A 22,362-nucleotide genomic window follows, 5' to 3' on the forward strand; every position below is an offset into this window, starting at 1 on the left:
CGCTGCCGACGTCTTCGATGTGCCGCTCACCGGCCGGATGGTGGCACACCCGGCGGCGTGCGGCAGCCGCACGGCAGCCCGGGCCGACGGGCTCAGGTGGTGGGGGCGGCCGTCTCCTCCCGGCGCAGCAGCGCTCCGGCCTCGGCCGCGGGCAGCGGCCGGGACAGCAGGTAGCCCTGCGCCCGGTCGCACGCCTGTGCCCGGAGCCGCGCCATCTGCGCGTCCTCCTCGACCCCCTCGGCGACCACGGTGAGACCGAACGTGTGCGCCGCGCGGATCATCAGGGCGACCAGTTCGAGGTGGGCGGGCTCCCCCGACGCCACGAAGCTGCGGTCGATCTTCAGCGTGTCCACGGGCATGTTCCGCAGCTGCCCGATCGAGGTGTACCCGGTGCCGAAGTCGTCGATGGCGATGCCGACGCCCATGTCCCGCAGCTCGGTCAGGTGGTCGTACGCGGCCGGGTCGTCCACCAGCACCGTCTCGGTGACCTCGAGGACCAGCAGCCGCGCCGGCAGCCCGGAGGTGGCGAGCGCGTCCGCGACGTCGGTGACCACCCGCCGGTCGGCGAGGTGCCGGCCGGAGATGTTCACCGCGATCGTCGGCTCGGGCCGCCCCGGGGCCACCGGGAACTCCACCCGCCACTGCGCCAGCTGACGGGTCGCCTCCTGCAGCACGAAGCGGTCGATGTCCCCGACGAGGCGGGACCGCTCGGCGACCGGGATGAACTGGTCCGGCGGGACCGGGCCGACGCCCGGCCGGTCCCAGCGGACCAGTGCCTCGTACCCGGTCAGCCGGTCGGACGCCAGGTCCATGACCGGCTGGTAGACCAGGTGCATCTCGCCGCTGGCCAGGCCGTGGCTGATGGCCGCCTCGAGCTCGGCCTGCTCGGTCAGCTGCAGCCGGAGCGTCTCGTCGAAGATCTCCGCCCGGCCCCGGCCGTGCGCCTTGGCCCGGTACGCGGCGGTGTCGGCCTCGGCGAAGAGCACGTCGGCGTCGGTGCCGCCGTCGCGGCTGATCGCCACGCCGACGCTGGCGCCGACGCCGACCGTCAGCGCCCCCACCGGGATCGGCTCGCTGACCGAGGCGATGAGCCGCTCGGCGAGGTCGATCAGGTCGTGCTCGGCGTGCACCGGCTCGACCAGGACGACGAACTCGTCGCCGCCGAGGCGGCAGACGACGTCACCCGGGCGCACGGCCGCCCGGAGCCGGCCCGCCACCGCGCGCAGCACCTCGTCGCCGGCCGCGTGGCCGTGGCCGTCGTTGACGGCCTTGAAGCCGTCCAGGTCGATGAAGAGGAGACCGGTCATCTCCCCGGACCGCCGGCCGCGGTGCAGGGCCGAGGTCACGAGGGTGAGGGCCTGCGCGCGGTTGGGCAGCTCGGTCAGCGGGTCGTGCGTGGCCTGGTGCGCGAGAGCGAACTGCAGCTCCTCGCGCTGGCGCACCGAGGTGACGATCGCCTTGACCGAGGCGTGCACGACCTCGCCGAGCGGGCCGGGCAGGGGCTCGTCGAGGAGCGCGTCGTCGAGGTCGCCGCGGGCCACGGCCTGCGCCTGGTCCTGGATCCGGCGCAGCCCGGCGACGGCCGACCCGAGCGCGGCCGAGACCGTCCGGACCTCCCGCGGCCCGGCGACCTCGACCGCCACCAGCGATCCCTCGCTGATCTCGGTCGCCTGGGCGGCGAGCAGGCGGAGCGCCCCGGTGACGCTGCGGCCGAGGACGAAGGCGCCGAGCAGCGAGGCGACGAGCAGGCCGGCTCCCATCAGCAGGACGAACTGGAGCCGGTCGCCGGCGCGCTCGAGGTCGGCGGCCACGAGCTGCCGGGCCTCGTCGACCGCCGTCCCGACCAGCTCGGCCAGCATCGTGCTGCGGTCCTGGCTCTGGAACAGCACGGTGACCAGGTCGCTGAGCGGCATGGCGGCGCCGCCGTCGTCGGTGAGTCCCTGCGCGAGCAGGCCGTCCAGCTGGGTGACGACGTCGGAGGTGCGGACCTCCTCCCAGGCATCCCGCAGGCCCTGCCCCGAGACAGTGTCCATCCGGCGCTGGGCGTCCAGGTAGTCCAGCCACTGGGTCTCCCAGGCGGTGCGGGAGCCGATCAGCTCGTCGCCGCCCTCGGCCAGCAGGGAGCCGATGAAGAGGGGCATCTGCCGGCCGGCGGCCTGCGCCAGCTGGGCCACGGTCTGGACGTCACGGATGGCCCGCAGCGTGTTCCCGGGCACGCCCTCGGAGGTCGCTGCCGCGGCGGCCGCCGCCTGCGCGTTCATGAGGTCGTTGGAGACGCGCAGGAACCGGAGGTGCAGCGCCTCGATGTCCAGCCGGCCCGCCTGGTCGGCCTGGCGCAACTCCGCCAGGTCATCGGCGGCACGCGCCGCGGCCGCCGCCCCGACGGAGCCCGCCGAGACCCGGGCCAGGGCCTGGTCGGTGACTGCTCGCGCACGAGCCGCCTCGTCGATCGCGGTCTGCCGCTGGGTGCGCAGGAAGAACTCGGGCAGCCCGAGGGCCGCCGCGGCCGCCGGATCGCCGATGACCGACAGCGACAGGACCGGGATCATCTCCTGCTCCACACCGCTGCGCGCGGCATCGAGCAGGGCCAGCGCGCGCACGGCGACCTCGGCACGCTCCGCGCCGGCGACCTCGGCCGCGCGCGCCTGGGCCGCCGCGACGGTGAGAACACCGACGCCGACCATGGGCAGGAGCACCAGCGCGATCAGGTACCGCCGCAGCGGGAACCCGCGCCGTCGCCCGCTATCCACGTCCTGGTGTGTGCGCACGCTGCTCCTATCGGGCCGTGATCCACGGCACTTGAGGTCGGTCCCCACCCGTCCAGGTGAGGTGACACGGGCAGGGGGGCACAGGCAGTTCGCAGGCGCTGCCGAGGGAAACCGTCAGACCTGCCGGGGATGCTCACGGCACGCCCCAGCCCCGAGGAGATCCGTGATCGACCTGGCCCCCCGTCCCACCCGCCCGCAGTCCGCGCGCCTGCCGTCGGCCGGCGCCCGCCTACCGGCCCGCTTGCGCCAGCGCGCCGTGCTCGTGGTGCCACCCGTTCCGGGGGCCGACCGCCGGGAGTGACACCGGTCCGCGCCCCCGGGTCAGCGGGCTGGTGCCGTCACCAGGTGGCACCCGGGGGAGCCGAACTCCTCCACCTCGAAGCCCATCAGCCGCAGCACGGTGACGACGGCCGCGGTCATCGACCGCTGCACGGCGGCCTCCATGGCACCGCCACGGGCCTGGTGGACGCTCATCCGGTCGTGCTGACGCCAGGTCACGAGGACCCCGGCCGAGTCCGGGTGCGGGGTCAGGCAGACCCCGCCCACGGCGTGCCCCACGCCTTCCCGGCCGTCGCAGTCGTGCAGGGGCAACCCGGCCTCGAGCAGCGCGGCGGTGACGTCGACGGCCAGCGTGGTCAGCACGTCGTCGTCGTCGGTCATGAACGGGTCCCAGTCCTCCGGGAGCAGGTCGAGCTGGTCCCCCAGGTCGGCCAGCCAGTCGCGCTCCTCCGCCGACTGCCGCCGGACCACGCCGCCGTCCGCCCGCCGACCGCCGTGGACGACCCGCGTGCGGTCGGTCAGGTCCTCGGCCAGGCGCGCCCACTCGGCGTCGAGCGAGTCCGCGAACGGACCGGCCACCGCCGCACCGTCGTGCTCGTCGACCAGCCACCAGCCGGTCGCCCCCGTGGTGTCGGGGAGGCTCCGGCCGGCCGGGTGGGTGGCCAGGCCGACAGCCGCCCGCTCCGCCCCGGGCTGCCCGGCCGCATCGCCGGAGGACTCGACGCCTGCGGCGTCAGCGGCCGCGCGGGCGGCCGCGCCCTGGCCGGCGGGCTGCGGCGCGTGGACGGTGGCGCGGTGCGCCCGCACCGCGTTGCGCTCGAACTCGTACCGGGCGGTGGAGCTCGCGGCCAGGACGACGACGAGCGCGATCAGCCCGCAGCACCCCAGCAGCGGCCCGGCGATGGCCAGCAGCTCACCAGGCACGCCAGGCCCCCTGCGGCCCCGCGCCCCAGGACGCCGCGCGGTTCGTCCACTCCTGCACCCGGGCCGCCCACCCGGGGTGCGGTGGGCGCACCACCGGTGGCGCGGGGACCGGCTCCTCCACCATCAGCTCCCTGAGCAGGTCCAGACCCGGGTCGTCGAAGACCTCGCGCAGGGGGAGGGACGGCGTGCGGACAGGTGATGCGGTGGCGTGCACTGGGGGCTCCTCGCAGGTGGTGCTCCGCGGCTGGGAAGCACCGCGGATGACCCGAAGGCTAGGGACGACGGGCCCCCGCGAAGGCCGCTCGGACCGGTTCCGGGCCTGGCCCGTGTCCGTTTCGTTGCGGAGCGGGGCCCGGGCGCGCGGTGACCCCTTCCCCGGGACGCCGACCTGTCGACAAACCACCCGTTCGCGAGCGTGGCGGGGGCCGATGGCCGGGTCGGTCATCCCGCCGCGGACCCGGCGCGCCGGCGTGTCGCGGGTCTACCGCAGGCCGGCGAGGAACGCCCGCACGCGCTGCGCCAGCAGGGCGGCCGCACCCGGGTCGTGGTCGGGCAGGCTGCGGTCGCTGAACAGGTGCCGGTCGCCCGGGTAGAGGAACAGCTGCGCGCCGTCGATCGCCTCGGCGAGATCGCGCGCGACGTCGACGTCCCCCCACTCATCGGCGTCCATGACGTGGAACTGCACCGGCACGCCCGCGGGCCAGTCGTCGGCGAACTCGCCGAGTGGGACGGCGGCGTGCATCAGGACCGCGCCGGCGGCCCCCGGACGGGTCTGCGCCAGCAGCTGCGCCGGCATGACCCCGAGGGAGAAACCGGCGTAGACCAGCCGCTCGGGCAGCTCCGCGACGGCCGCGCGGCCGCGCTCCAGCACCGTGCCGAAGCCGATCTCCTGAGCGTGCGCGACGCCGTTCTGGAGGGTGTCGAACGTGCGCCCCCCGTACAGGTCGGGCGTGTGGACGACGTGCCCGTCCGCGCGCAGCTCATCGGCGAACGCGAGGCACCCGGGCGTCATCCCCTGCGCGTGGTGGAACAGCACCAGCTCGGCCATGGCGGCACGCTAATCGCCGGGGCTGACGGATGGACGCCCGACGGTGGGCCCCGTGGGGATCGAACCCACAACCCGCGGATTAAAAGTCCGCTGCTCTGCCAGTTGAGCTAGAGGCCCGGGAGCGCGCGACCGACGGGCCGGCGGCACCCGGCGGAAGGCTACCGCCGGTGGCGCACCCGGCCCCGGCGCCGGCACCGTGGCGGCCGGCCGAGCAGCCGCGGAGCAGCGCCGGCGAGGTTCGATCGGGAACTGCCGGGTCGGCCCACGCATCGACCCCGGCGCACCCGGTCATAACCTTGAGGAGCCGCACCCACGAAGCGCGGTGACATACCTCATACGCCCGCGATCGCATGTAGCGGCCGAATCCGGCCGACGATCGTTGAGGAGGCGCTGCGGCGCCGGGCCGAGCACACAGCCAGAGAGGCAGACGTGACTTCCGAGCGCAGCGTTCCCGACAGCGCGAACCCCGACGTCGTACTCGTCGGCGGCGGCATCATGAGCGCGACCCTGGCGCAGCTGTTGCAGGTCGTCGCCCCCGAGTGGAGCGTCGCGGTCTTCGAGTCGGGCAGCGCCGTCGCTTCCGAGAGCTCGGGGCCCTGGAACAACGCCGGCACCGGGCACGCCGCCCTCTGCGAGCTGAACTACACGCCTGCGGGCCCCGACGGCCGGGTCGACCCGAGCAAGGCGATCACGATCAACGAGCAGTTCCAGGTGTCGCGCCAGTTCTGGTCGCACCTGGTCCGCGCCGGCATGACGGGCTCCCCCAAGGAGTTCATCTCGCCCGTTCCGCACCTGAGCTTCGTCACCGGCGAGCAGGGTCGCACCTACATGCGCAACCGGTACGCCGCGCTGAGCGCCCAGCCGCTGTTCGCGGGGATGGAGTACACCGAGAGCCCGGCGGAGATGGCCGACTGGCTGCCGCTGATGATGGAGGGGCGCGACCCGGAGCAGATCGTCGCGGCCACCCGCTCGGTCGCCGGCACCGACGTCAACTTCGGCGCCCTCACCCGCCTGATGCTCGACGACGCCGCCACCCGCGGGGTGAACGTCCACGTCAACCAGCGGGTGGACGCGCTCGAGAAGGAGAGCGACGGCCGCTGGAAGGTGACCGTCCGCGACACCCAGACCGGCGACCGCGTGACGATGCGCGCCGGCTTCGTCTTCGTCGGCGCCGGCGGCGGTGCCCTGCCCCTGCTGCAGAAGGCCGGCATCCCCGAGATCCGCGGCTTCGGCGGCTTCCCGGTCAGCGGCATGTTCCTGCGCTCCCGGTCCCCCGAGCTGGTCGGCCGCCACCAGGCGAAGGTCTACGGCCAGGCGGCCGTCGGCGCCCCGCCGATGTCCGTGCCGCACCTGGACCTGCGGCTGATCGACGGCGAGTACTCGCTGCTGTTCGGGCCCTACGCCGGCTTCTCCCCCAAGTTCCTCAAGGCCGGCTCGATGTTCGACCTGCCGAAGAGCGTCAAGCCGAACAACCTCGGCTCCATGCTCGGCGTGGCCCGCACCGAGATGGCGCTGACCAAGTACCTGATCGGCGAGCTGATGCAGACCCGGTCGGCCCGGCACCGCACCCTGCAGGAGTTCGTGCCCACCGCCGAGCAGGGCGACTGGGACATGGTCACCGCCGGCCAGCGGGTGCAGGTCATCAAGCAGGACCCGAAGTCGGGCAAGGGCGTGCTCCAGTTCGGCACCGAGCTCATCGTCGGCGGGGACGGCAGCATCGCCGGCCTGCTCGGCGCCTCGCCCGGCGCCTCGACCGCCGTCTCGGCGATGCTGACCCTCCTGGAGCGGTGCTTCCCCCAGCGCATCGACGCCTGGCGCCCCCTGCTGCAGACGGCGATCCCGTCCTACGGCCACTCGCTGAACGACGAGCCGGCGCTGCTGGCCCAGGTACGCGCGGAGACCATGCAGACGCTGGAGCTCAACGGCTGATCAGCGGTAGCCCGCTCGACACCACGGCAACGCCCGGGGAACCGGTCCGCGCAGGACGGGTTCCCCGGGCGTCGTCGTCACAGCACGCCCAGCACCAGGAGCAGCAGGAGCGTCAGCAGCGCCGAGATCAGCAGCGAGCCGAGGCAGCCGAGACGGCTGGAGAACAGGAAGAACATCCTCGGGAGTTGCCCGCGCGCCGACGGACCACACCTCCTGTGCAGTGGGTCACCGTGATTCGGTACGGTCCACCCGTTCAGGGGATCGCGGTCGACCCCGGCGGTTACGTACCGTCATCATCGTTCCGGTCGGGGAACGCGACTCCGCGCCCCTGTCCGCCGCATCCTCCGCCCCGCGCTCCGGCGCCGGGCGGGCACGACCCCGGCCCGGCTGACCCGTTCCCCCCGGGGCAGCCGGGCCGGCTTCTTCCCCCACCGCCTCAGCCGCGCCGGCACACCTGCCGGACCAGCTCGACCAGGGCGGCACGCAGCTCCTCGTCGACGGGGAGGTCGACCACCAGCTCCGGTCGTCCGCCGATCCGCACCCCGACGGGGAAGAGGTGCGGCTGCTTGGCCTCGGCCAGCACGTGCGCGTCGCACGTGGCCACGGTGAAGGTGAGCGACCCTTCCGCAGCGCCGGTCCCCGCGGGCAGCTCCAGCGGCACCTCCGCCGCGACGTCGAACTGGACGTTGCCGCCCACCCGCTCCACGAGGATCCGCGCGTCGGGCCCCCGCCGGGCCAGCGTCAGCCGGGCGGTGAGCCGGTCCGGCCCGGCCCGCGGCCCGCTCACCCCGAGCTCCACCGCGTCGGCCACCGCACGGGCCCCGCACTCCTCGCCGTGGACGCGGTCGAGGGCCTCCCCCTCCAGCGCCACCCGCACGTGTTCCACCGTGCCGTCGGGCCGCAGCAGCGTCAGCCGGGCGGTCGCGGGCCCGTCACCGGCCGGGCACACCGCCTCGCCGTAGGGCGTTGGCAGGTCGACGACGCGCCCGGGCACGAACTCGGTGGCCACCTCGGTCGGCGGCAGCGGCGCGAAGCCGGGCGCGTCCAGCGCCACCGCGGTCACCGTGTACGGCGCGCCGCCGGTGTGGGTGATCCGCACCTGGATCCGCCCGCCGACGGCCTCGTCGGTGCGCAGGCGGACCGCCTCGGCGGCGACGCCGGGCACCGCCGGCACCAGCGGAGCCGCGGCGGTCGACGGCGGGGGATCCGCCTGCCCTCCGGCCGGTTGCGTGCCGCAGGCCGCGGCCAGCAGCACCGCCAGACCCACGGCCGTGCGCCTCATGGCGCCGCAGCGTAGAGCGGCGCCACCCCCGCGTCAGCGGTGCCGGCTCGGCACCCGGGCCATGACCCGGCCGGCGTCCATGCGCACCTCGAGCTTCTCCTGCGGGTTGGCCGCCGGCCCGCGGCGCGGCTCCCCGCTGTCGAGGTCGAACGCGGAGCCGTGCCACGGGCACACCAGGCACTCGCTGCCGCGCACCGTCTCCACCGCGCCCTCGTCCAGCGGGCCGGACAGGTGGGAGCAGGCCCCGACGAAGACGTCGACCCGCGCGCCGCGGCGGACGACGGCCAGCGGCACCGACATGCTGCCGCCCTTCCCGGTGCGCAGCGTCGGCCGCCCCTCGGGCAGGTCGTCGAGCGGTCCGAGGTCGACCCAGTCGGTGGTCAGTGCCCGGACAGCGGTGGCCGCGTGCGAGGCGCCCGAGGACTGCGCGTAGGACATGTGCCCGCCGATCGCCGCCGAGCTCCCCGCGAGGCCCAGGCCCGCGTACGCCAGCGCCCGGCCCAGTGCGCCCCTGCCCTGGGACCGGGCCACCAGCGAGCCGGCGTAGAGGCCCAGCGCGGCGGTGTTCATCAGCGCGTGCAGGGCGCCGAGCCGACGGACGCCGGCGCCCTGCTCCGACCAGTCCGCCGCTCCCGACAGGGCCGCCGGCACCGCCGCGGCCACCCCCGTGCCGATCAGCACGGTGGCGGCCGGCCGCAGCGGGGGCACGGCGTCCAGCAGTCCGGCCGACACCCAGCTGCCCACTGGCACCTGCACCAGCACCGGGTGCAGCGGATGCCCCAGCCAGGTCCCGTGCAGGACGTCCTTGACCGCGCTCGGCATGCCGAGGACGGCGCGCCGTGCGGGCTCGATGGCCTTGTCGAACGCCGACACGTCCGCGATGCGGTCCAGGAAGCCCATGAGACTCATGGCCGCCCCCTACCCGCGCGGACCCGGCCCGACGCACGGCGCCCCGACGACTGCACCGAGGTGCTCACAGGTGACCGTGAGCAAGGACACGGGTGAGTGCCAGTGACGCCAGGCATGTTCAGAGGTGACAGGGGTTCTGCCGAAGAGAATCATTGACCTGTTCACCTGCGACCGACCGGAGGCCCTCCCCCGTGACCTGCCCGTCCCTGCTCCGCCGCGGCCACGCCGCCGACGCCGTCGGCGACCTGCCGCACGCAACGGTGCAGGGCCCGCCCGGGGACGCCACCTCGGCGCAGTTCCTGCGCGGGGACGCCACCTCGGCGCAGTTCCTGCGCTTCGTGCTGGTCGGCGCGGTCACCACCGTCGTCTACGCGGCGCTGTTCGTGGCGGGGCATGGCTGGGGCTACCTGCCGGCCCACCTCGTGGCGACGGCGGTCTCCACGGTGCTGGCCAACGAACTGCACCGCCGGCGCACGTTCCACGCCGACCAGCGGGTGCACTGGTTCACCGCCCAGTGGGAGGCTGGCGGCGTCACCGTCCTGGGCCTGCTCGCGACCAGCACCGCCCTGGGGCTGCTGGACGCCCTCACCGACGGCACCCACCCCCTGCTGCAGATCGCCACGGTCGCCGGCGTGACGGCCTTCATCGGCCTCATGCGGTTCCTCGCGCTGCGCTGGATCTTCCGCCCCGCACCCACCCGGATCTGAGCGCCTCGCCGCGCCGATCGGAACGACGACCCGGACGTCGCTAGCGTGGTCCACGTGAGCGAGCCCACCGCGTCGACGTCCCCCTGGCCCGGCCGGGCCCGGGTGGCCGGCCGATGGGCCGGCCGCGTGGCCATCGCGCTCGTCGGTGCCGTCATCGCGGTCCTGCTGTTCGCGCGGGTCTCCGCGCCCATCGGGCCGTTCGACGCCACGCTCGCCTTCCGCCCCGCCTCCGGCGGTGCGGAGGTCGCCGTCCCGCCGCTGGGCTCCCTGGCGGTCGACGCCTACGACGGGCCGCTCCGGCTGGACATCTCGCTGCAACGGGTCGACCAGGCCCGCGCGGAGGCGCTGGCGACCGACCCGGTGCGGCTGGCCGGCGTCGTCGACCGGGTGACCGAGGACCTGCAGTCCGCCGTCGTCCGGCTGGTCTGGGTGACCGTGCTGGTGGCGCTCGCCGGAGCCGCGCTCACCTCCTGGGTCGTGCTGCGCCGCCGCCGCGAGCCGCTCATCGCCGTCGGTATCACCGCGGCGCTGCTGGCCGGCACGGGCGCGCTGGGCGCCGCGACGTGGCGCCCCGAGGCGCTGTCGCAGCCGACGTACACCGGACTGCTGGTGAACGCCAACAGCCTGATCGGCAACGCCCAGGACATCGTCGCCCGGTTCGATGCCTACCGGGCGTCCCTCGAGGACCTGGTGGCCAACGTGGGCACGCTCTACGCGACGTTGTCCGCGCTGCCCTCGCCGAGCGGCACCGGCGACTCCGTGGCCCTCCTGCACGTGTCCGACATCCACCTCAACCCGGCCGGCTTCGACCTGGTGCGGCAGGTGGCGCAGCGCTTCGAGATCGACGGCATCCTCGACACCGGCGACATCACCGACTGGGGCAGCGAGCCCGAGAACCGGCTGATCACCGCGGTGGGCGACCTCGGCGTGCCCTACGTCTACATCCGCGGCAACCACGACTCGGCCACCACGGCGAGCATCCTCGCCGCCCAGCCCAACGTCACCGTCCTGGACGACTCGGACGTGAGCGTCGCCGGCATCCGGATCGTCGGCGCCCCCGATCCCCGGTTCACCCCGGACAAGAGCACCGGCGACGACGACGCGGGCGCCGACGTCCTCGAGCGGTCCGGCGAGGAGCTGGCGGACTACACCCGGACGCTGGCCGAGGACCCGGCCATCGCGATGGTGCACGACCCGAAGCAGGCGCCGCCGCTGGACGGCCTCGTGCCGCTGGTGCTGGCCGGGCACACGCACAACCGGGTGGTCGAGGAGCTCTCCGACGGAACCCTGCTGATGGTGCAGGGCTCGACCGGCGGCGCCGGCCTGCGAGCGCTCGAGGGCGAGTACCCGGAACCGCTCACCTGCACCGTGCTCTACCTCGACCCGGCCACCGGCGCGCTGCAGGCCTACGACGACATCACCCTCGGTGGGCTGGGCTCCACGGAGGTGACGGTGGAGCGCACCATCGTCGCGGAGAGCCCGCCGGCCGACGAGGCCCAGCTGCCCGCCGGCGGGGTGGCGCCCCCTGCCGTCGGCGGGGTGGAGCCCCCTGCCGTCGGCGGGGTGGAGCCCCCGGTGGTCGGCGAGGTGGAACCCCCCGACGCGGGCGTGGAGCCGGGGCCGGGCGGCGGCGTGGTCGTGCCCCCCGGGCCGGGCGGCGCCCCGCTCGCGCCGACCTCCCCGCCGGGATGACCGCCGGGTCCTACGCTCGCGACATGACGTCGACGACCCGCATCACCCGGTTGGCCGCTGGGGTGCTGGCCGGCGGCCTCTCCCTCGCGGCGCTCAGCGGCTGCACCCTCTCGTCCCAGAACGTCTCGTGCTCCGGGGGAACCTGCACGGTGACCCTCTCCGGCGACGGCGCGGAAGCCGAGATCCTCGGCACCACGCTGGCGTTCGACAGCGTGCAGGACGGTCGCGCCACGCTGACCGTCGGCGGGACCACCGTGTCCTGCGCCGAGGGCGAGAGCGTCTCCGCCGGCCCTCTGGAGCTCGCCTGCTCCAGCGTCACCGACGACTCGGTGGAGCTGCGGGCCACCCTCGGCTGAGACGGGTCGTCCGGCGCGCCGCCCCCTCTCGGGGGACCCCGCCTCGGGCGGGGCCCGGGAGCCATGTATTGTTCTCGCTGCCCCCGGCGAACACGAGCCCCCATCGTCTAGCGGTCCAGGACGCCGCCCTTTCAAGGCGGTAGCACGGGTTCGAACCCCGTTGGGGGCACGCAGCACCAGCACCACCAGCAAGGCCCTGTAGCGCAGTTGGTTAGCGCGCCGCCCTGTCACGGCGGAGGTCGCGGGTTCGAGTCCCGTCAGGGTCGCTCTCCGGTGAGGTCACCGGAAGGGGCAGGTAGCTCAGTCGGTACGAGCGCTCGCCTGAAAAGCGAGAGGTCGGCGGTTCGACCCCGCCCCTGCCCACACTCTCCTCATCGCACGGGCCCGGCAGTCGCCGGGCCCGTCGTCATCTCACGCCCAGCTGCGGTCGGCCACCACCTGGGCGTAGACCTCCCCGTGCACCTCGCGCACGGCGGCGCGCTGGTCCTCCCGCCAGCTCCGGTCGGCGGGCCGCGGCATGGGCCGGGTGAGCGCCGCGCCGATCGCGGCGGTCAGCGACACCGGGTCCAGGCCCGTGAACTCGTCGTTGGTGTAGGGCGCGACGTCCGACCACTGGTCGGCGAACCACCCGCAGCTCGGCGCCACCACCCGGGTGCCGACGTCCCGGCAGATCTCGACGTCGGCCGAGTGCGTGCCGCACCGCTCGGGCAGCACCGCGGCGTGCAGCTGCTGCAGCTGGGCGGTCCATCCACCGTCGCCGACCAGGACGAGCTCCACCTCTCCCTCCTCGGCGAGGGCGACGATCTCGGGATCCAGGGCCGGCGCCTCCGCCTCGTCGACGAGGACCCGCAGCCGGCCACCGCCCGACAGCGCGCCCGAGAGAGCCGCGCGGACGATCCCCACGGGGTCGGGGATCGTGCTGGACGCCGGCCCCACCCGCACGCCGACCAGCCCCCGCTCGGCGCCCAGCTCGGGGTCGGGGACGGCGATGGACGGGTGGGCCACGACGATCGCCGTGCGCCCGTACCGCTCGGCGATCTCGTCGGCCGCCCCGGGGGTGAGGGTGAGCACGACCTCCGCCGTCGCGAGCACCGCCGCGAGGTGGTCGTCGGTCTCCGCGGGCGCGGGGCGCTGCGGGTCGCGCAGCTGGTGGACCGTGACGACGAGCGGGATACCGAGCCGCTGCAGCTCCTCGGCCCACGCCTCCAGCTCGGTCGCGCCCAGGTACCCGTGGACGGCGTGCAGGTGGACGACGTCGACCTCGTCCGCGTGGACCGCCAGGTGGGCGAGGTCCAGCCACGGGCTGGGGACGACGTGGTCGCCGACCCGGATCGACCCGTCGGGGAGCACGGCGTCCACGTAGGGGTCGGTGTGCGGGATGGACACCACCCGGATGCCTGCCCCCGGCGTCGGGGGCAGCCCCGGGAGCGGGGGTTCTGCGTGCGTCACGCGCGGGTGCATCTCCTCGTGCGGTCGAGCCTCACGACAGCACGACGGTGCCGCTCGACGTCCTCAGCGCCCGGCGACGTCCATGCGCCCGGTCCGGTTCTGCATACCCCACGCGGCCCCCGGGCAATCGGTGATCAACTCCATCGGGTGAGTTGGCATCTCCGGCGCGTCACGAACCGGTGCGGCCGATCCAGCGCGCCGTGGCGTACGCAGGCTCGCGGAAGCGGGCGAGCGGGCCGTCGGCGGCCAGCCCCGGCGGCGGGTTCCGCACCGCGTCGAAGCGCAGGTCGGTGTCCAGCGAGCCGTGCCGACCGGTGGCCCGCAGCGTGGCGAAGGGGCGCCACTCCTCCAGGCCGCGGGCGGCCGCCAGGGTGAAGACGACGTCGCCCGACACGGCGGCCGCGGCCAGCGGCGCGGGGTCGGTGGGCAGGGAGGATGCCTGCGGGAGGGCGGCCAGCCGCACCGGCCCGACGGCCGAGCGGTAGGCCATGATCGAGCCGTAGGTCGCCGCCGCGTCCGCCCGCGGCACCGGCACCAGCCGCGTCAGGCGGCCGCGCCCGATGGTCGAGAGCAGCAGGTCGACCGGGAAGCCGTCCGCACCGGTCAACCGGATCGTCAGCCCCAGGACGTCGGGCAGCGGGGCCGGGAGCCCGGCGCCGCGCGACATCCGGACGACGACGTCGTCGGTACCGGCGCCGTCGAGCCACGGGACCCCGAACGGCGGTCGCGCGCCCTGCCGGTCCAGCACACCGGCCAGCACCGCCCCGCGCGGGTGCATGGGGCGGCCACGCCGCCAGCGCGCCACGGCGCCGAGCGGCACCGCCACCACCTGCCCCGCAGCTGCCACCAGATCAGGCACACGTCCTCCGTTCGACCGACGGCGCCTGCCCTACCCGCCGTCGACCGTCGGGCAACCGGCCACGGCAGAGCGACCAGTGCGGCGGCACCCCTCGGCGAAGGGTGCTGGGGCAGCTGGGGCGCGACGGGAGAACGCGGGTGAACTCTGCGCACGTCGCAGCCGATCTTCGGGGAGTTCTGCCCGGTGACAGCACAGCACCAACCGCCTACGTTGTGTACATGCTCTCCACGCTCCTGACCCTCGGCGGTGTACTGGTCGGCCTGCTCGTGCTCCTGGCCGCGATCGTGAGCCTGAGCGCCCGTCCGGCCACCACCAGCCGCGGGCCGCAGAGCGGGCCCCGCACCCCGGCCTGGACGTCCGACGTCGGACGGCCGCACCCCGACGCCTGGTCGGCCCCGACCACCACCACCAGCGAGATGTCCGCCATCCGCTGACCCGGAGCCCGGGTCCCGGCGGCCGCGCCTCTCGCGCCGCCGGGACCCGCGCCGACGGCCGCGTGGCTCAGCTCCCGGCCATCAGCTCTGCGGCGCGTTCCCCGACCAGCACGGCGGTGGCAGCCGGTCCGCGGCTGGGCACCTGCGGGAGCACCGACGTGTCGGCCACCCGGAGCCCCTCGACCCCGCGGACCCGCAGCCGCTGGTCGACCACGGCTCCGGGATCGCTCTCCGGCCCCATGCGCGCGGTCCCGGACAGGTGGACGGCGGTGGTCAGGCGGGCACGGATCCAGGCGTCCAGCGCGACGTCGTCGGCCAGCACCGCGCCGGTCGGCTCGTCGGTCGGCACACCCACCGCGGCCAGCGCGCGGGTCCGCAGCAGCTCCGCCGCCATCCGCACCCCGTCCCGCATCCGCCGGCGGTCCGGCTCCTGCGCCAGGTGCCCGTACTCCACGACCGGGAGGGCGGCCGGGTCCCGCGGGTCGAGGACCAGCCGCCCGCGGCCGACCGTCCGCTGGAGCCCCACCCCGAGCTCGACCACCTCGCCCTCGGGTGCGGCGTGGCCCGTCATCACCTGCGCGAACGGGGCCAGCCAGGGCAGCAGCTCCAGGTCGCCCGGCACCTCGGCGCCGGGCGAGGTCCCGTGCAGGACGCCGTGCAGCGGGGACCGGCCGGGCGGGGCCGTGGTGCCCGGCACGGGACGGAAGGGCAGGTAGACCAGCGGGTGGTCCGAGCACTGCTGCCCCACCCCCGGGGCGTCGACCAGCAGCTCGATCCCGGCGGCCCGTAGCACCGACGGTGGACCGATCCCCGAGAGCAGCAGCAGGTGCGCCGAGCCCACCGCCCCCGCGGCCAGCACCACCTCCTCGGCGCGCACCTCGCCGCCGGTCGTGCGCACGCCCACCGCGTGGCCGTGCTCGACCAGCACCCGCAGCACCTGGACGCCGCCGCGCACGGTGAGGCCGGGGTGCCCGCGGCGCGGGGCCAGGTAGGCCGCCGCGGTGCTGATCCGGACGCCGTCGACGACGTTGCGCGGCAACGGGCCGTAGCCGGGCGCGCCACCGGCGTTCTTGTCCGGCTCGGCCGGGACCCCCAGCTCCTCGGCCGCGGCGGCGAACGCCTCGGCGAGGGGCGGGGCGCTCCGCGGGCGCGTGACCGGCACCGGCCCGTCGGCCCCGTGGCCGGGGCGGTCGCCGAAGTCGCGGTCGCTCTCCAGCCGCACCAGCGCGGGCAGCAGCCGGTCCCAGGACCACAGGTCGTTCCCCGCCGCGGCCCAGCCGGCGGCGTCCGCGGGCGTAGGGCGCACGAAGTAGCCGGCGTTCACCGCGCTGGAGCCGCCGGACACCCGGCCGCGGGGCACCCGCACGGCCCGCCCCCCGGGCAGCAGCCCGGGCAGGTCCCAGTTCGCCGGGTGCCCGCTCACCGCGGCGCGCAGGGTGCTGGCGTCGCGGAGCTCGGGCGGGACGCGCGCGGGGTCGGGGTGGTGCGCCCCCGCCTCGAGCAGCAGCACCCGCCGGCCGGCGTCGGCCAGCCGGGCGGCCAGCGGGCACCCGGCCGTGCCCGCGCCGACGACGACGACGTCCCAGTGCTCAGCCACCGGCCAGGCCGAGCACCCCCGGCAGGTCCAGCCGGCGCACCTTGCCGGTCGAGGTGCGGGGCAGGTCGGCCAGCGCGTGCAGCGACTTGGGGCGCTTGGCCGGCGCCAGCCGCTCCCGGGCCCAGGCGGCCAGCGCGCCGGCGTCCGCGTCGCCGACGTAGGCGGCCACCACCCGCTGCCCCCACTCGGGGTCGGGGATGCCGAACACCGCGCTCTCCACGACACCGGGATGGGCGTCGAGGACCGCCTCCACCTCCGCCGGGTAGACGTTCACCCCACCGGAGATGACCAGGTCCTCCCGCCGGCCGTCCAGCCAGACGGTGCCGTCGTCGTCGACCCGGCCCAGGTCGCCGACGGTGACCCGCTCCCCCCGCCACGCCGCGGCCGTCTTCTCGGGCGCCCGCCAGTACTCGAAACGGGCCCAGCGGGGCACCGCGCACCAGAGCTGGCCGCGCTCGTCGGTCTCCAGCCGCCGCCCCGGACGGGCCCGCCCCACGCTGCCGGGGTGGGCCAGCCAGTCCTCGGGCGAGCAGACGGTGAACTGCGCCTCGGTGGACCCGTAGAACTCCCACACGCTGCCCTCCGGCAGCGCCGCGAGGACCGCGCGCTTGAGCGGCTCGGGGCACGGCGCGCCGGCGTGCACCAGCCGGCGGAACGAGGACCAGTCGACGTCGTCCCGGGCGAGCAGCCGCTGCAGGTGGGTGGGGACGCAGAACGCCGTCGTCGGCCGGTGGGTGGAGATCACCCGGGCGGCGCGGGCGGCGTCGAAGGGGCCGGGCAGCAGCACCTCACCGCCGGCCAGCAGCGTGTGGACGGCGAACCGCAGCGGCGCGCTGTGGTGCAGCGGCGAGAGGACGACGTGCCGGTCCCCCGGCCCGAAGCCCCACAGCTCGATCTCCTCCCCGGCCAGGGCGCGGGCGTCGTCGGCGCCCAGGACGCCGGACCACACGCCCTTGCGCCGGCCGGTGGTGCCGGAGGTGTAGTGCATGGGCCGCGCCAGGGGCACGGGGGCCAGCGCGGCCTCCGCGTCGCCGAGCAGACGCGCCGGGTCGGTCCCGGCGTCCAGCGCGGGGTCGGCGTCGGCGGCCAGCGCCGCGCGCTCCTCGGCCGGCAGCGCCGGGTCGAGCACCACGGGGACGACGCCGGTGCGCAGCGCGCCGAGGACGACGGCGAGCAGCGCCGGCGAGGCGACCGCGGACACGAGCACGCGGTCGCCCTCCCGCACCCCGGCGGCAGCGAGCCCGGCTGCGGCGCGCCGCTGGTCGCGCTCGCCGGCGCCGGCGGTGACCACGGCGACCCCCGCCCCGGTCATGCCGGCCGCACCCCGTCCCCGCCGACGAGCTCGACCCGGCCGTCGGCGGCGAGCTTGGCCAGGGTGGCCCGGGTCGACTGCGCCGCGGCCGGCCACACCTCGCGGGGCACGTCGGCGTAGACCGCCGCCACGAGCTCGTCGACGCTGCGGGCACCACCGGCCAGCGCGTCGAGCAGTTGCTGCTCGCGGTGCGCCCGGTGCGCCAGGTAGTACTCGAGGACCGCACCGGGATCGGTGGTCAGCTCCGGGCCGTGGCCGCAGTAGAGGGCGCTGGGCCCCAGGTCGTGCACCCGCCGCAACGACTCCAGGTACGCCACCACGTCGCCCTCGGGGTGGGTGACGACCGAGGTGCCCCGCCCCAGGACGTGGTCGCCCACCAGGACCGCCCCGGACTCCAGGCGGAACGCCAGGTGGTCGGCGGTGTGGCCGGGCGTGCCGACGACGTCGATCACCGTCCCGGCCAGGGACAGCCGTTCCCCCGGTTCGAGCACCCGTCCGGCGGGACCCGCGACGTCCCCCGACGCCGCCGCGACGGGGGCGCCGAGACGGGCCCCCCACGGCAGCGCCGCCTCGGCGTGGTCCCCGTGGTGGTGGGTGACCAGGACGGCGACGCAGCGCGCCTGCCGTGCGGCGAGCGCGGCCTCGACGGCGGCCAGGTGCGCGGCGTCGTCCGGACCCGGGTCGACCAGCACCGCCTGGCCGCTGCCCGGGGCGCCCACCACGTAGGTGTTCGTGCCGTCGAGGGTCATCGGCGAGGGGTTGGGCGCCAGCACCCTGGTGACCAGCGGCTCCAGCTCGGCGGTGCGCGGCAGTGCGCCGGGTGCGGGGAGCCCCCACGAGGTGCGGGGGTCGGTCGGGAGGGCCACCCCCGGCACGCTAGTGCGCCGCCGCCGGGGCGCGCACCCGGCGGCTACCCTCCGCCCATGCGCCGCCCCCTCCTCCGCGCCGGGGTGCTCCCGGCCGTGACCGCCCTGGCCCTGCTCACCGGTTGCGGGAGCTCCGACGACGACGGGGGGAGCACCGCAGCCGGGGAGACCACCGCGACCGGAGCTCCCGAGGCCACCGACGGTGGTTTCTGCGCGGAGGCCGTCAGCATCCAGGAGCGGCTCACCGGCAGCGCGACCGCCGCCGGCGACCCCGGTGACCTGCCGGAGATCCTCCGCGCGGCGGCGCGGGAGATGCGCGCGATCGACGCGCCGGACGAGATCGCCCCGGACTGGAGCGCGCTGGCCGACGACGCCGAGCAGCTCGCGGCCACCCTCCAGGGCGTCGACCTCAGCGACCCGGAGGCGCTGGCCACCCTCGAGCAGGAGCTGGCTCCGCTGGAGCAGGAGCTGGACACGGCCTCGACCAACGTGCAGGCCTACCTCGCCGAGGAGTGCGGGCTGGGCCTGCCCACCGAGGAGAGCGCCCCCACCAGCTGACCGTTCCCGGCCCGACCGGGCCGTGGTCAGCCGCCGCAGCCACCGAGGTAGACGCCCCGGGCGTTGAGCCACGGCACCGGGTCCACGTGTCCGCCGTACATCCGGCCGCTGGGGTGGACCTCGAAGTGCAGGTGCGGCCCGGTGGACTGCCCACGGTTGCCGACCTCGGCGATCCGCTCGCCGGCCGACACCCGCTCGCCGGCGGAGACGAAGTACCGGTTCACGTGCCCGTACACGGTGACCGCGCCGTCGTCGCCCTCGATGTAGACCGCGTACCCGAAGCCGGTCGCCGTGCCGGCGCGCCGGACGACGCCGCTGGTCACCGCGTACACCGGGGTCCCGATCGGGGCGGCGATGTCCACACCGCCGTGCAGGGCCCCCCAGCGCCAGCCGTAGCAGCTGGACACCCGCCCCGAGGTGGGCTTGACGTAGCCGGACCCGCTGACCGTGCCGCCGCCACCGCCGCCGCCGCCGCCGCCGCCAGTGCTACCGCCGCCCGCGCTGCCGCCGCCACCGGCGTTGGCACGGTTGCGGGCTGCCTCCGCCTCGGCCTCGCGGGCGGCACGCTCGGCCTCGCGGGCGGCGCGCTCGGCCGCCTCGCGGGCGGCGGCCTCCTCGGCCGCCTTCTGAGCCACCCACTGGTCGTGGGCGTTGCGCGCGCCCTGCAGCTCGAGGAGGCGGATCTGGGCGGCCTTCAACTGCTGGTCGTACTCCGCCTTCTGCGCCTCGATCCCCGCGTAGGCCGCCTGCTGGGTGGCGAGCTGCGCGTCGGCCGCCGCCTTGGCGGCCTCGGCGGTGTCCTCCGCGGCAGCGCGCTCGTCGCGCGTGGCCCGGGCGGTCGAGTTGGCGTTCGCCTGCCGCACACGAGCCACCTCGAACTCGGCCAGGACGTCGAGCTGGTTGGCCGCGACGTAGTCGAGCATCGCTGCGCGCTGGATGAGCTCGCCCGGCCCCTCGGAGTCCAGGAGCGCGGCGGAGCTGGTGAGGCTCCCACCGTTCATGTAGCTGTCGCGGGAGAACGCCGCGATCCGCAGCCCCGCCGCGGCGACGGCCTCGTCGGCGGCCCGGAGCTCGGCAGCGGCCCGCTCGGCGGCCTCCTGGGCGAGCTGCAGCTCCTCGACGGCCGCCTCGTAAGCGGTCCCGGCGGCCTCGGCCAGGACACCGACGCGCTCCAGTTCGGCCTCGGCGGTGGCGACGAGGGCCCGGATGCGGCCCACCTCCGCGGCGGCCGCGTCCTGCTCGCTCCGGGCCGCACCGAGCTCGCCGTCGGTCGGGTTGGGCGGCGGCGGAGGCACCGCGACGGCGGGCGTGCCGGTGAGCACGAGCGTCGCGCCGACCACCGCCCCGATCAGGGCGGTGCGGAACGGGCGGGGAGAGCGGCCCGCAACGGGCCGGCGGCTGCCGGCCCGTGGAGTCGCCGGTCCGGTCGGACGGCGCTGGGACATGTGCTCGCTCCCTGGGGAAGAGGGTGGGCGGTGTGGCCCGCGAACAGTCGCACTGTCACCGGTAGTCACAAAGGCAACACGCGGAACTCTCGCCGCGCCGCAACAAGAACGCTCGGTGACCGCATCGTCGCGATCGGTATGTCGACATGGCCGACGGCGTCCGTCCCCGCCCCGCGGCCGGGCTCAGCCGGATGGGCGCTCCAGCTCGTGGGACAGCGCCTCCAGCTCCGCCCCGCCGGCCATCAGCCGGGTCAGCTCCTCGCGGCTGATCTCCGCCTTCGCGAACTCCCCCATGCTGCGCCCCCGGTTGAGCACCAGGAACCGGTCACCCACCGGGTGGGCGTGGTGCGGGTTGTGCGTGATCAGCACGACGCCGACCCCGCGGTCCCGCGCCTGCGCCACGTAGCGCAGCACGACCCCCGCCTGCTTGACCCCCAGCGCCGAGGTCGGCTCGTCGAGGATCAGCACCCGCGCACCGAAGTGCACGGCCCGCGCGATGGCCACCGACTGGCGCTCCCCACCGGAGAGCGTGCCCACCGGCTGGTCGGGATCGCGGATGTCGATCCCCATCGCCGCCAGCTCCCGGCGGGTCGTCTCCTTGGCGCGCGCGACGTCGAAACGACGGAACGGCCCCCACCCACGGGTGGGCTCGGCACCGAGGAAGAAGTTCCGCCAGATCGACATCAACGGGATCATCGCCAGGTCCTGGTAGACGGTCGCGATGCCGGCGTCCAGCGCCTCGCGGGGCGAGCCGAAGGCGACGGGTCGCCCGTCGAGCAGGACCGCGCCGCGGTCTGCACCGTGCACGCCCGACAGGACCTTGATCAGCGTCGACTTCCCGGCGCCGTTGTCCCCCAGGACGCAGGTGACCTCCCCGGCTCGCACGGTCGCGCGGATCCCGTCGAGCGCGATGACCGAGCCGTAGTCCTTGCCCACGTCGCGCAGCTCGAGCAACGGCGGGGTCGTCGGCGAGGTCGTCGGTGCCGTGCTCATCGCCGGGCCGCCTCGGCGTAGCGCCGCACCAGCCGGTTGGCGAGGACCGCGAGCAGCAGCATCGCCCCCAGGAAGAAGTAGAACCAGTCGGCGTCCCAGCGCAGGTAGGGGATCCCCAGCAGGGTCATGCCGAAGATCAGCGCCCCGAGGGCGGCGCCGACGGCCGAGCCGAAGCCGCCGGTGAGCAGGCACCCGCCGATCACCGCGGCCACGATGTAGATCAGCTCCTGGCCGATGCCGGTGTTGGCCTGCACCGAGGTCAGCCGCACCGCCAGGGTGGTGCCGACGAACCACGCCGCGGCCGCCGTCGTCATGAACAGGGTGATCGTGGTGCGGCGGGCGGGCACGCCGACGTTGCGGGCGGCCACGTCGTCGCCGCCGGTGGCGAAGACCCAGTTGCCGAAGCGCGTGCGCAGCAGCACCCACGTCGCCAGCGCGGTGAACAGCAGCCACCAGAACACCGCCACCCGCACATCGGCGCCCAGGACCTGGACGCGCGAGGCGAAGACCCACTCGGCGGCGGCGTAACCGGGTGCGTCGTCGATGCCGCCGACGGTCACCGTGCTGGTGAACAACTTCGTCAGCCCCAGGTTGAGCCCCTGGAGCATCAGGAAGGTGCCGAGCGTGATGATGAAGCTCGGCAGCCCGGTGCGGGTGACCAGCCAGCCGTTGAAGAAGCCGATCGCCAGCGCCAGCACGAGCGCCACGCCGATGGCCACCCAGATGTTCTGGCCGAGCTCCGTGGCCACGATCCCCACGGTCAGCGCCGTCGTCCCCGTCATCACCCCGGCGGAGAGGTCGAAGTGCCCGCCGATCATGAGCAGCGCGACCGCGACCGCCATGATCCCCAGCGTCGACGCCGGGTCGAGCCAGTTGGCGATGCCGCGGGGCGACCGGAACACCTCGGACTGGACCGCGAAGAAGGTGAACACGGCGACCGCGCCCACCAGCGCGC

The 22,362-nt window shown here is 75.5% G+C and carries 21 protein-coding genes and 4 tRNA genes; 10 read left to right on the plus strand and 15 right to left on the minus strand.

Going from position 1 to position 22,362, the window contains the following annotated elements; genetic code table 11:
* Positions 1-92: 92 nt before the first annotated feature.
* On the minus strand, positions 93-2,750 hold the full coding sequence (locus ACI799_RS04430) for a putative bifunctional diguanylate cyclase/phosphodiesterase (protein ID WP_456612509.1): 2,658 nt from the start codon (positions 2,748-2,750) through the stop codon (positions 93-95).
* 181 nt (positions 2,751-2,931) lie between these two features.
* On the opposite strand from ACI799_RS04430, the gene ACI799_RS04435 reads away from it, so the two are divergent.
* Positions 2,932-3,069: a hypothetical protein gene (locus ACI799_RS04435; RefSeq protein ID WP_456612510.1), complete on the plus strand. Its 138-nt coding sequence runs from the start codon at positions 2,932-2,934 to the stop codon at positions 3,067-3,069.
* Between the two features lie 20 nt (positions 3,070-3,089).
* Here the strand turns inward: ACI799_RS04435 and ACI799_RS04440 are convergent, their stop codons facing one another.
* The 4 genes from ACI799_RS04440 to ACI799_RS04455 all read right to left on the minus strand — a co-directional run bounded on the left by ACI799_RS04440 (position 3,090) and on the right by ACI799_RS04455 (position 5,136).
* On the minus strand, positions 3,090-3,971 hold the full coding sequence (locus ACI799_RS04440) for a hypothetical protein (RefSeq protein ID WP_456600014.1): 882 nt from the start codon (positions 3,969-3,971) through the stop codon (positions 3,090-3,092).
* Positions 3,961-4,185: a hypothetical protein gene (locus ACI799_RS04445; RefSeq protein ID WP_456589990.1), complete on the minus strand. Its 225-nt coding sequence runs from the start codon at positions 4,183-4,185 to the stop codon at positions 3,961-3,963. Before ACI799_RS04445 ends, ACI799_RS04440 begins: the two co-directional genes overlap by 11 nt.
* A gap of 267 nt (positions 4,186-4,452) precedes the next feature.
* Positions 4,453-5,019: a dienelactone hydrolase family protein gene (locus ACI799_RS04450; RefSeq protein WP_456612511.1), complete on the minus strand. Its 567-nt coding sequence runs from the start codon at positions 5,017-5,019 to the stop codon at positions 4,453-4,455.
* 44 nt (positions 5,020-5,063) lie between these two features.
* Positions 5,064-5,136: transfer RNA gene (locus ACI799_RS04455), tRNA-Lys, on the minus strand.
* A 312-nt stretch (positions 5,137-5,448) separates the two neighbouring features.
* On the opposite strand from ACI799_RS04455, the gene ACI799_RS04460 reads away from it, so the two are divergent.
* Complete coding sequence (locus ACI799_RS04460; protein ID WP_456612512.1) at positions 5,449-6,948, plus strand: malate:quinone oxidoreductase; 1,500 nt, start codon at positions 5,449-5,451, stop codon at positions 6,946-6,948.
* 436 nt (positions 6,949-7,384) lie between these two features.
* Here the strand turns inward: ACI799_RS04460 and ACI799_RS04465 are convergent, their stop codons facing one another.
* Entirely contained in the window at positions 7,385-8,230 is an 846-nt protein-coding gene (locus tag ACI799_RS04465) for a hypothetical protein (protein ID WP_456589998.1), read from the minus strand.
* A 33-nt stretch (positions 8,231-8,263) separates the two neighbouring features.
* Entirely contained in the window at positions 8,264-9,139 is an 876-nt protein-coding gene (locus ACI799_RS04470; protein WP_456589999.1) for a Rieske 2Fe-2S domain-containing protein, read from the minus strand.
* Between the two features lie 191 nt (positions 9,140-9,330).
* Between ACI799_RS04470 and ACI799_RS04475 the strand changes: the two genes are divergently transcribed.
* The 6 genes from ACI799_RS04475 to ACI799_RS04500 all read left to right on the plus strand — a co-directional run bounded on the left by ACI799_RS04475 (position 9,331) and on the right by ACI799_RS04500 (position 12,257).
* Positions 9,331-9,846, plus strand: a complete 516-nt coding sequence (locus ACI799_RS04475; protein ID WP_456596194.1) for a GtrA family protein — start codon at positions 9,331-9,333, stop codon at positions 9,844-9,846.
* A gap of 54 nt (positions 9,847-9,900) precedes the next feature.
* A complete protein-coding gene (locus ACI799_RS04480; RefSeq protein ID WP_456590001.1) occupies positions 9,901-11,538 on the plus strand; it encodes a metallophosphoesterase family protein in 1,638 nt (545 codons plus the stop codon).
* A gap of 23 nt (positions 11,539-11,561) precedes the next feature.
* Positions 11,562-11,894 (plus strand): hypothetical protein, encoded by a 333-nt coding sequence (locus ACI799_RS04485; protein ID WP_456590002.1) that lies wholly within the window; start codon positions 11,562-11,564, stop codon positions 11,892-11,894.
* Between the two features lie 96 nt (positions 11,895-11,990).
* Positions 11,991-12,063 (plus strand) — tRNA-Glu (locus ACI799_RS04490).
* Between the two features lie 23 nt (positions 12,064-12,086).
* A tRNA-Asp gene (locus ACI799_RS04495) sits at positions 12,087-12,160 on the plus strand.
* A 23-nt stretch (positions 12,161-12,183) separates the two neighbouring features.
* Positions 12,184-12,257, plus strand: a tRNA-Phe gene (locus ACI799_RS04500).
* Between the two features lie 48 nt (positions 12,258-12,305).
* Here ACI799_RS04500 and ACI799_RS04505 read toward each other — a convergent pair.
* Together ACI799_RS04505 and ACI799_RS04510 are read right to left on the minus strand one after the other, a co-directional pair.
* Complete coding sequence (locus ACI799_RS04505) at positions 12,306-13,343, minus strand: glycosyltransferase (protein WP_456612513.1); 1,038 nt, start codon at positions 13,341-13,343, stop codon at positions 12,306-12,308.
* Positions 13,344-13,512: 169 nt separating this feature from the next.
* Positions 13,513-14,202, minus strand: a complete 690-nt coding sequence (locus tag ACI799_RS04510) for a phosphodiesterase (RefSeq protein ID WP_456612514.1) — start codon at positions 14,200-14,202, stop codon at positions 13,513-13,515.
* Positions 14,203-14,420: 218 nt separating this feature from the next.
* Between ACI799_RS04510 and ACI799_RS04515 the strand changes: the two genes are divergently transcribed.
* Positions 14,421-14,636, plus strand: coding sequence for a hypothetical protein (locus tag ACI799_RS04515; RefSeq protein ID WP_456590005.1), 216 nt, complete (start codon positions 14,421-14,423; stop codon positions 14,634-14,636).
* Between the two features lie 67 nt (positions 14,637-14,703).
* Here the strand turns inward: ACI799_RS04515 and mftG are convergent, their stop codons facing one another.
* The 3 genes from mftG to ACI799_RS04530 are packed head-to-tail and all read right to left on the minus strand — an operon-like array spanning position 14,704 to position 18,411.
* Positions 14,704-16,233, minus strand: coding sequence for a mycofactocin dehydrogenase MftG (gene mftG / locus ACI799_RS04520; RefSeq protein ID WP_456612515.1), 1,530 nt, complete (start codon positions 16,231-16,233; stop codon positions 14,704-14,706).
* The gene (locus ACI799_RS04525) at positions 16,226-17,545 is read right to left on the minus strand and encodes a class I adenylate-forming enzyme family protein (RefSeq protein ID WP_456612516.1); all 1,320 of its coding nucleotides are present in this window, start codon (positions 17,543-17,545) and stop codon (positions 16,226-16,228) included. The genes mftG and ACI799_RS04525 overlap by 8 nt, the downstream gene beginning before the upstream one ends.
* Positions 17,542-18,411, minus strand: a complete 870-nt coding sequence (locus ACI799_RS04530) for an MBL fold metallo-hydrolase (RefSeq protein ID WP_456600006.1) — start codon at positions 18,409-18,411, stop codon at positions 17,542-17,544. The genes ACI799_RS04525 and ACI799_RS04530 overlap by 4 nt, the downstream gene beginning before the upstream one ends.
* Before the next feature lie 57 nt (positions 18,412-18,468).
* Between ACI799_RS04530 and ACI799_RS04535 the strand changes: the two genes are divergently transcribed.
* Positions 18,469-18,969 carry a hypothetical protein gene (locus tag ACI799_RS04535; protein ID WP_456600005.1) on the plus strand — a complete coding sequence of 167 codons (501 nt, stop codon included), beginning with the start codon at positions 18,469-18,471 and terminating at the stop codon, positions 18,967-18,969.
* A gap of 26 nt (positions 18,970-18,995) precedes the next feature.
* Here the strand turns inward: ACI799_RS04535 and ACI799_RS04540 are convergent, their stop codons facing one another.
* The 3 genes from ACI799_RS04540 to ACI799_RS04550 form a co-directional block, all read right to left on the minus strand.
* Positions 18,996-20,414 carry a M23 family metallopeptidase gene (locus ACI799_RS04540; protein WP_456612517.1) on the minus strand — a complete coding sequence of 473 codons (1,419 nt, stop codon included), beginning with the start codon at positions 20,412-20,414 and terminating at the stop codon, positions 18,996-18,998.
* A 183-nt stretch (positions 20,415-20,597) separates the two neighbouring features.
* Positions 20,598-21,407, minus strand: coding sequence for an ATP-binding cassette domain-containing protein (locus ACI799_RS04545; protein WP_456600003.1), 810 nt, complete (start codon positions 21,405-21,407; stop codon positions 20,598-20,600).
* On the minus strand, positions 21,404-22,354 hold the full coding sequence (locus ACI799_RS04550) for an ABC transporter permease (RefSeq protein WP_456596184.1): 951 nt from the start codon (positions 22,352-22,354) through the stop codon (positions 21,404-21,406). The genes ACI799_RS04545 and ACI799_RS04550 overlap by 4 nt, the downstream gene beginning before the upstream one ends.
* Positions 22,355-22,362: the final 8 nt, after the last annotated feature.

It is taken from the genome of Blastococcus sp. SYSU DS0753 (assembly GCF_054051175.1).

Bases quoted from the DNA above. Each gene is read 5' to 3' on its own strand.
- ACI799_RS04535 (WP_456600005.1), top strand. From the start codon at position 18,469: ATGCGCCGCCCCCTCCTCCGCGCCGGGGTGCTCCCGGCCGTGACCGCC.
- ACI799_RS04485 (WP_456590002.1), top strand. From the start codon at position 11,562: ATGACGTCGACGACCCGCATCACCCGGTTGGCCGCTGGGGTGCTGGCC.
- ACI799_RS04545 (WP_456600003.1), bottom strand. From the start codon at position 21,407: ATGAGCACGGCACCGACGACCTCGCCGACGACCCCGCCGTTGCTCGAG.
- ACI799_RS04540 (WP_456612517.1), bottom strand. From the start codon at position 20,414: ATGTCCCAGCGCCGTCCGACCGGACCGGCGACTCCACGGGCCGGCAGC.
- ACI799_RS04470 (WP_456589999.1), bottom strand. From the start codon at position 9,139: ATGAGTCTCATGGGCTTCCTGGACCGCATCGCGGACGTGTCGGCGTTC.
- ACI799_RS04515 (WP_456590005.1), top strand. From the start codon at position 14,421: ATGCTCTCCACGCTCCTGACCCTCGGCGGTGTACTGGTCGGCCTGCTC.
- ACI799_RS04465 (WP_456589998.1), bottom strand. From the start codon at position 8,230: ATGAGGCGCACGGCCGTGGGTCTGGCGGTGCTGCTGGCCGCGGCCTGC.
- ACI799_RS04450 (WP_456612511.1), bottom strand. From the start codon at position 5,019: ATGGCCGAGCTGGTGCTGTTCCACCACGCGCAGGGGATGACGCCCGGG.
- ACI799_RS04525 (WP_456612516.1), bottom strand. From the start codon at position 17,545: ATGACCGGGGCGGGGGTCGCCGTGGTCACCGCCGGCGCCGGCGAGCGC.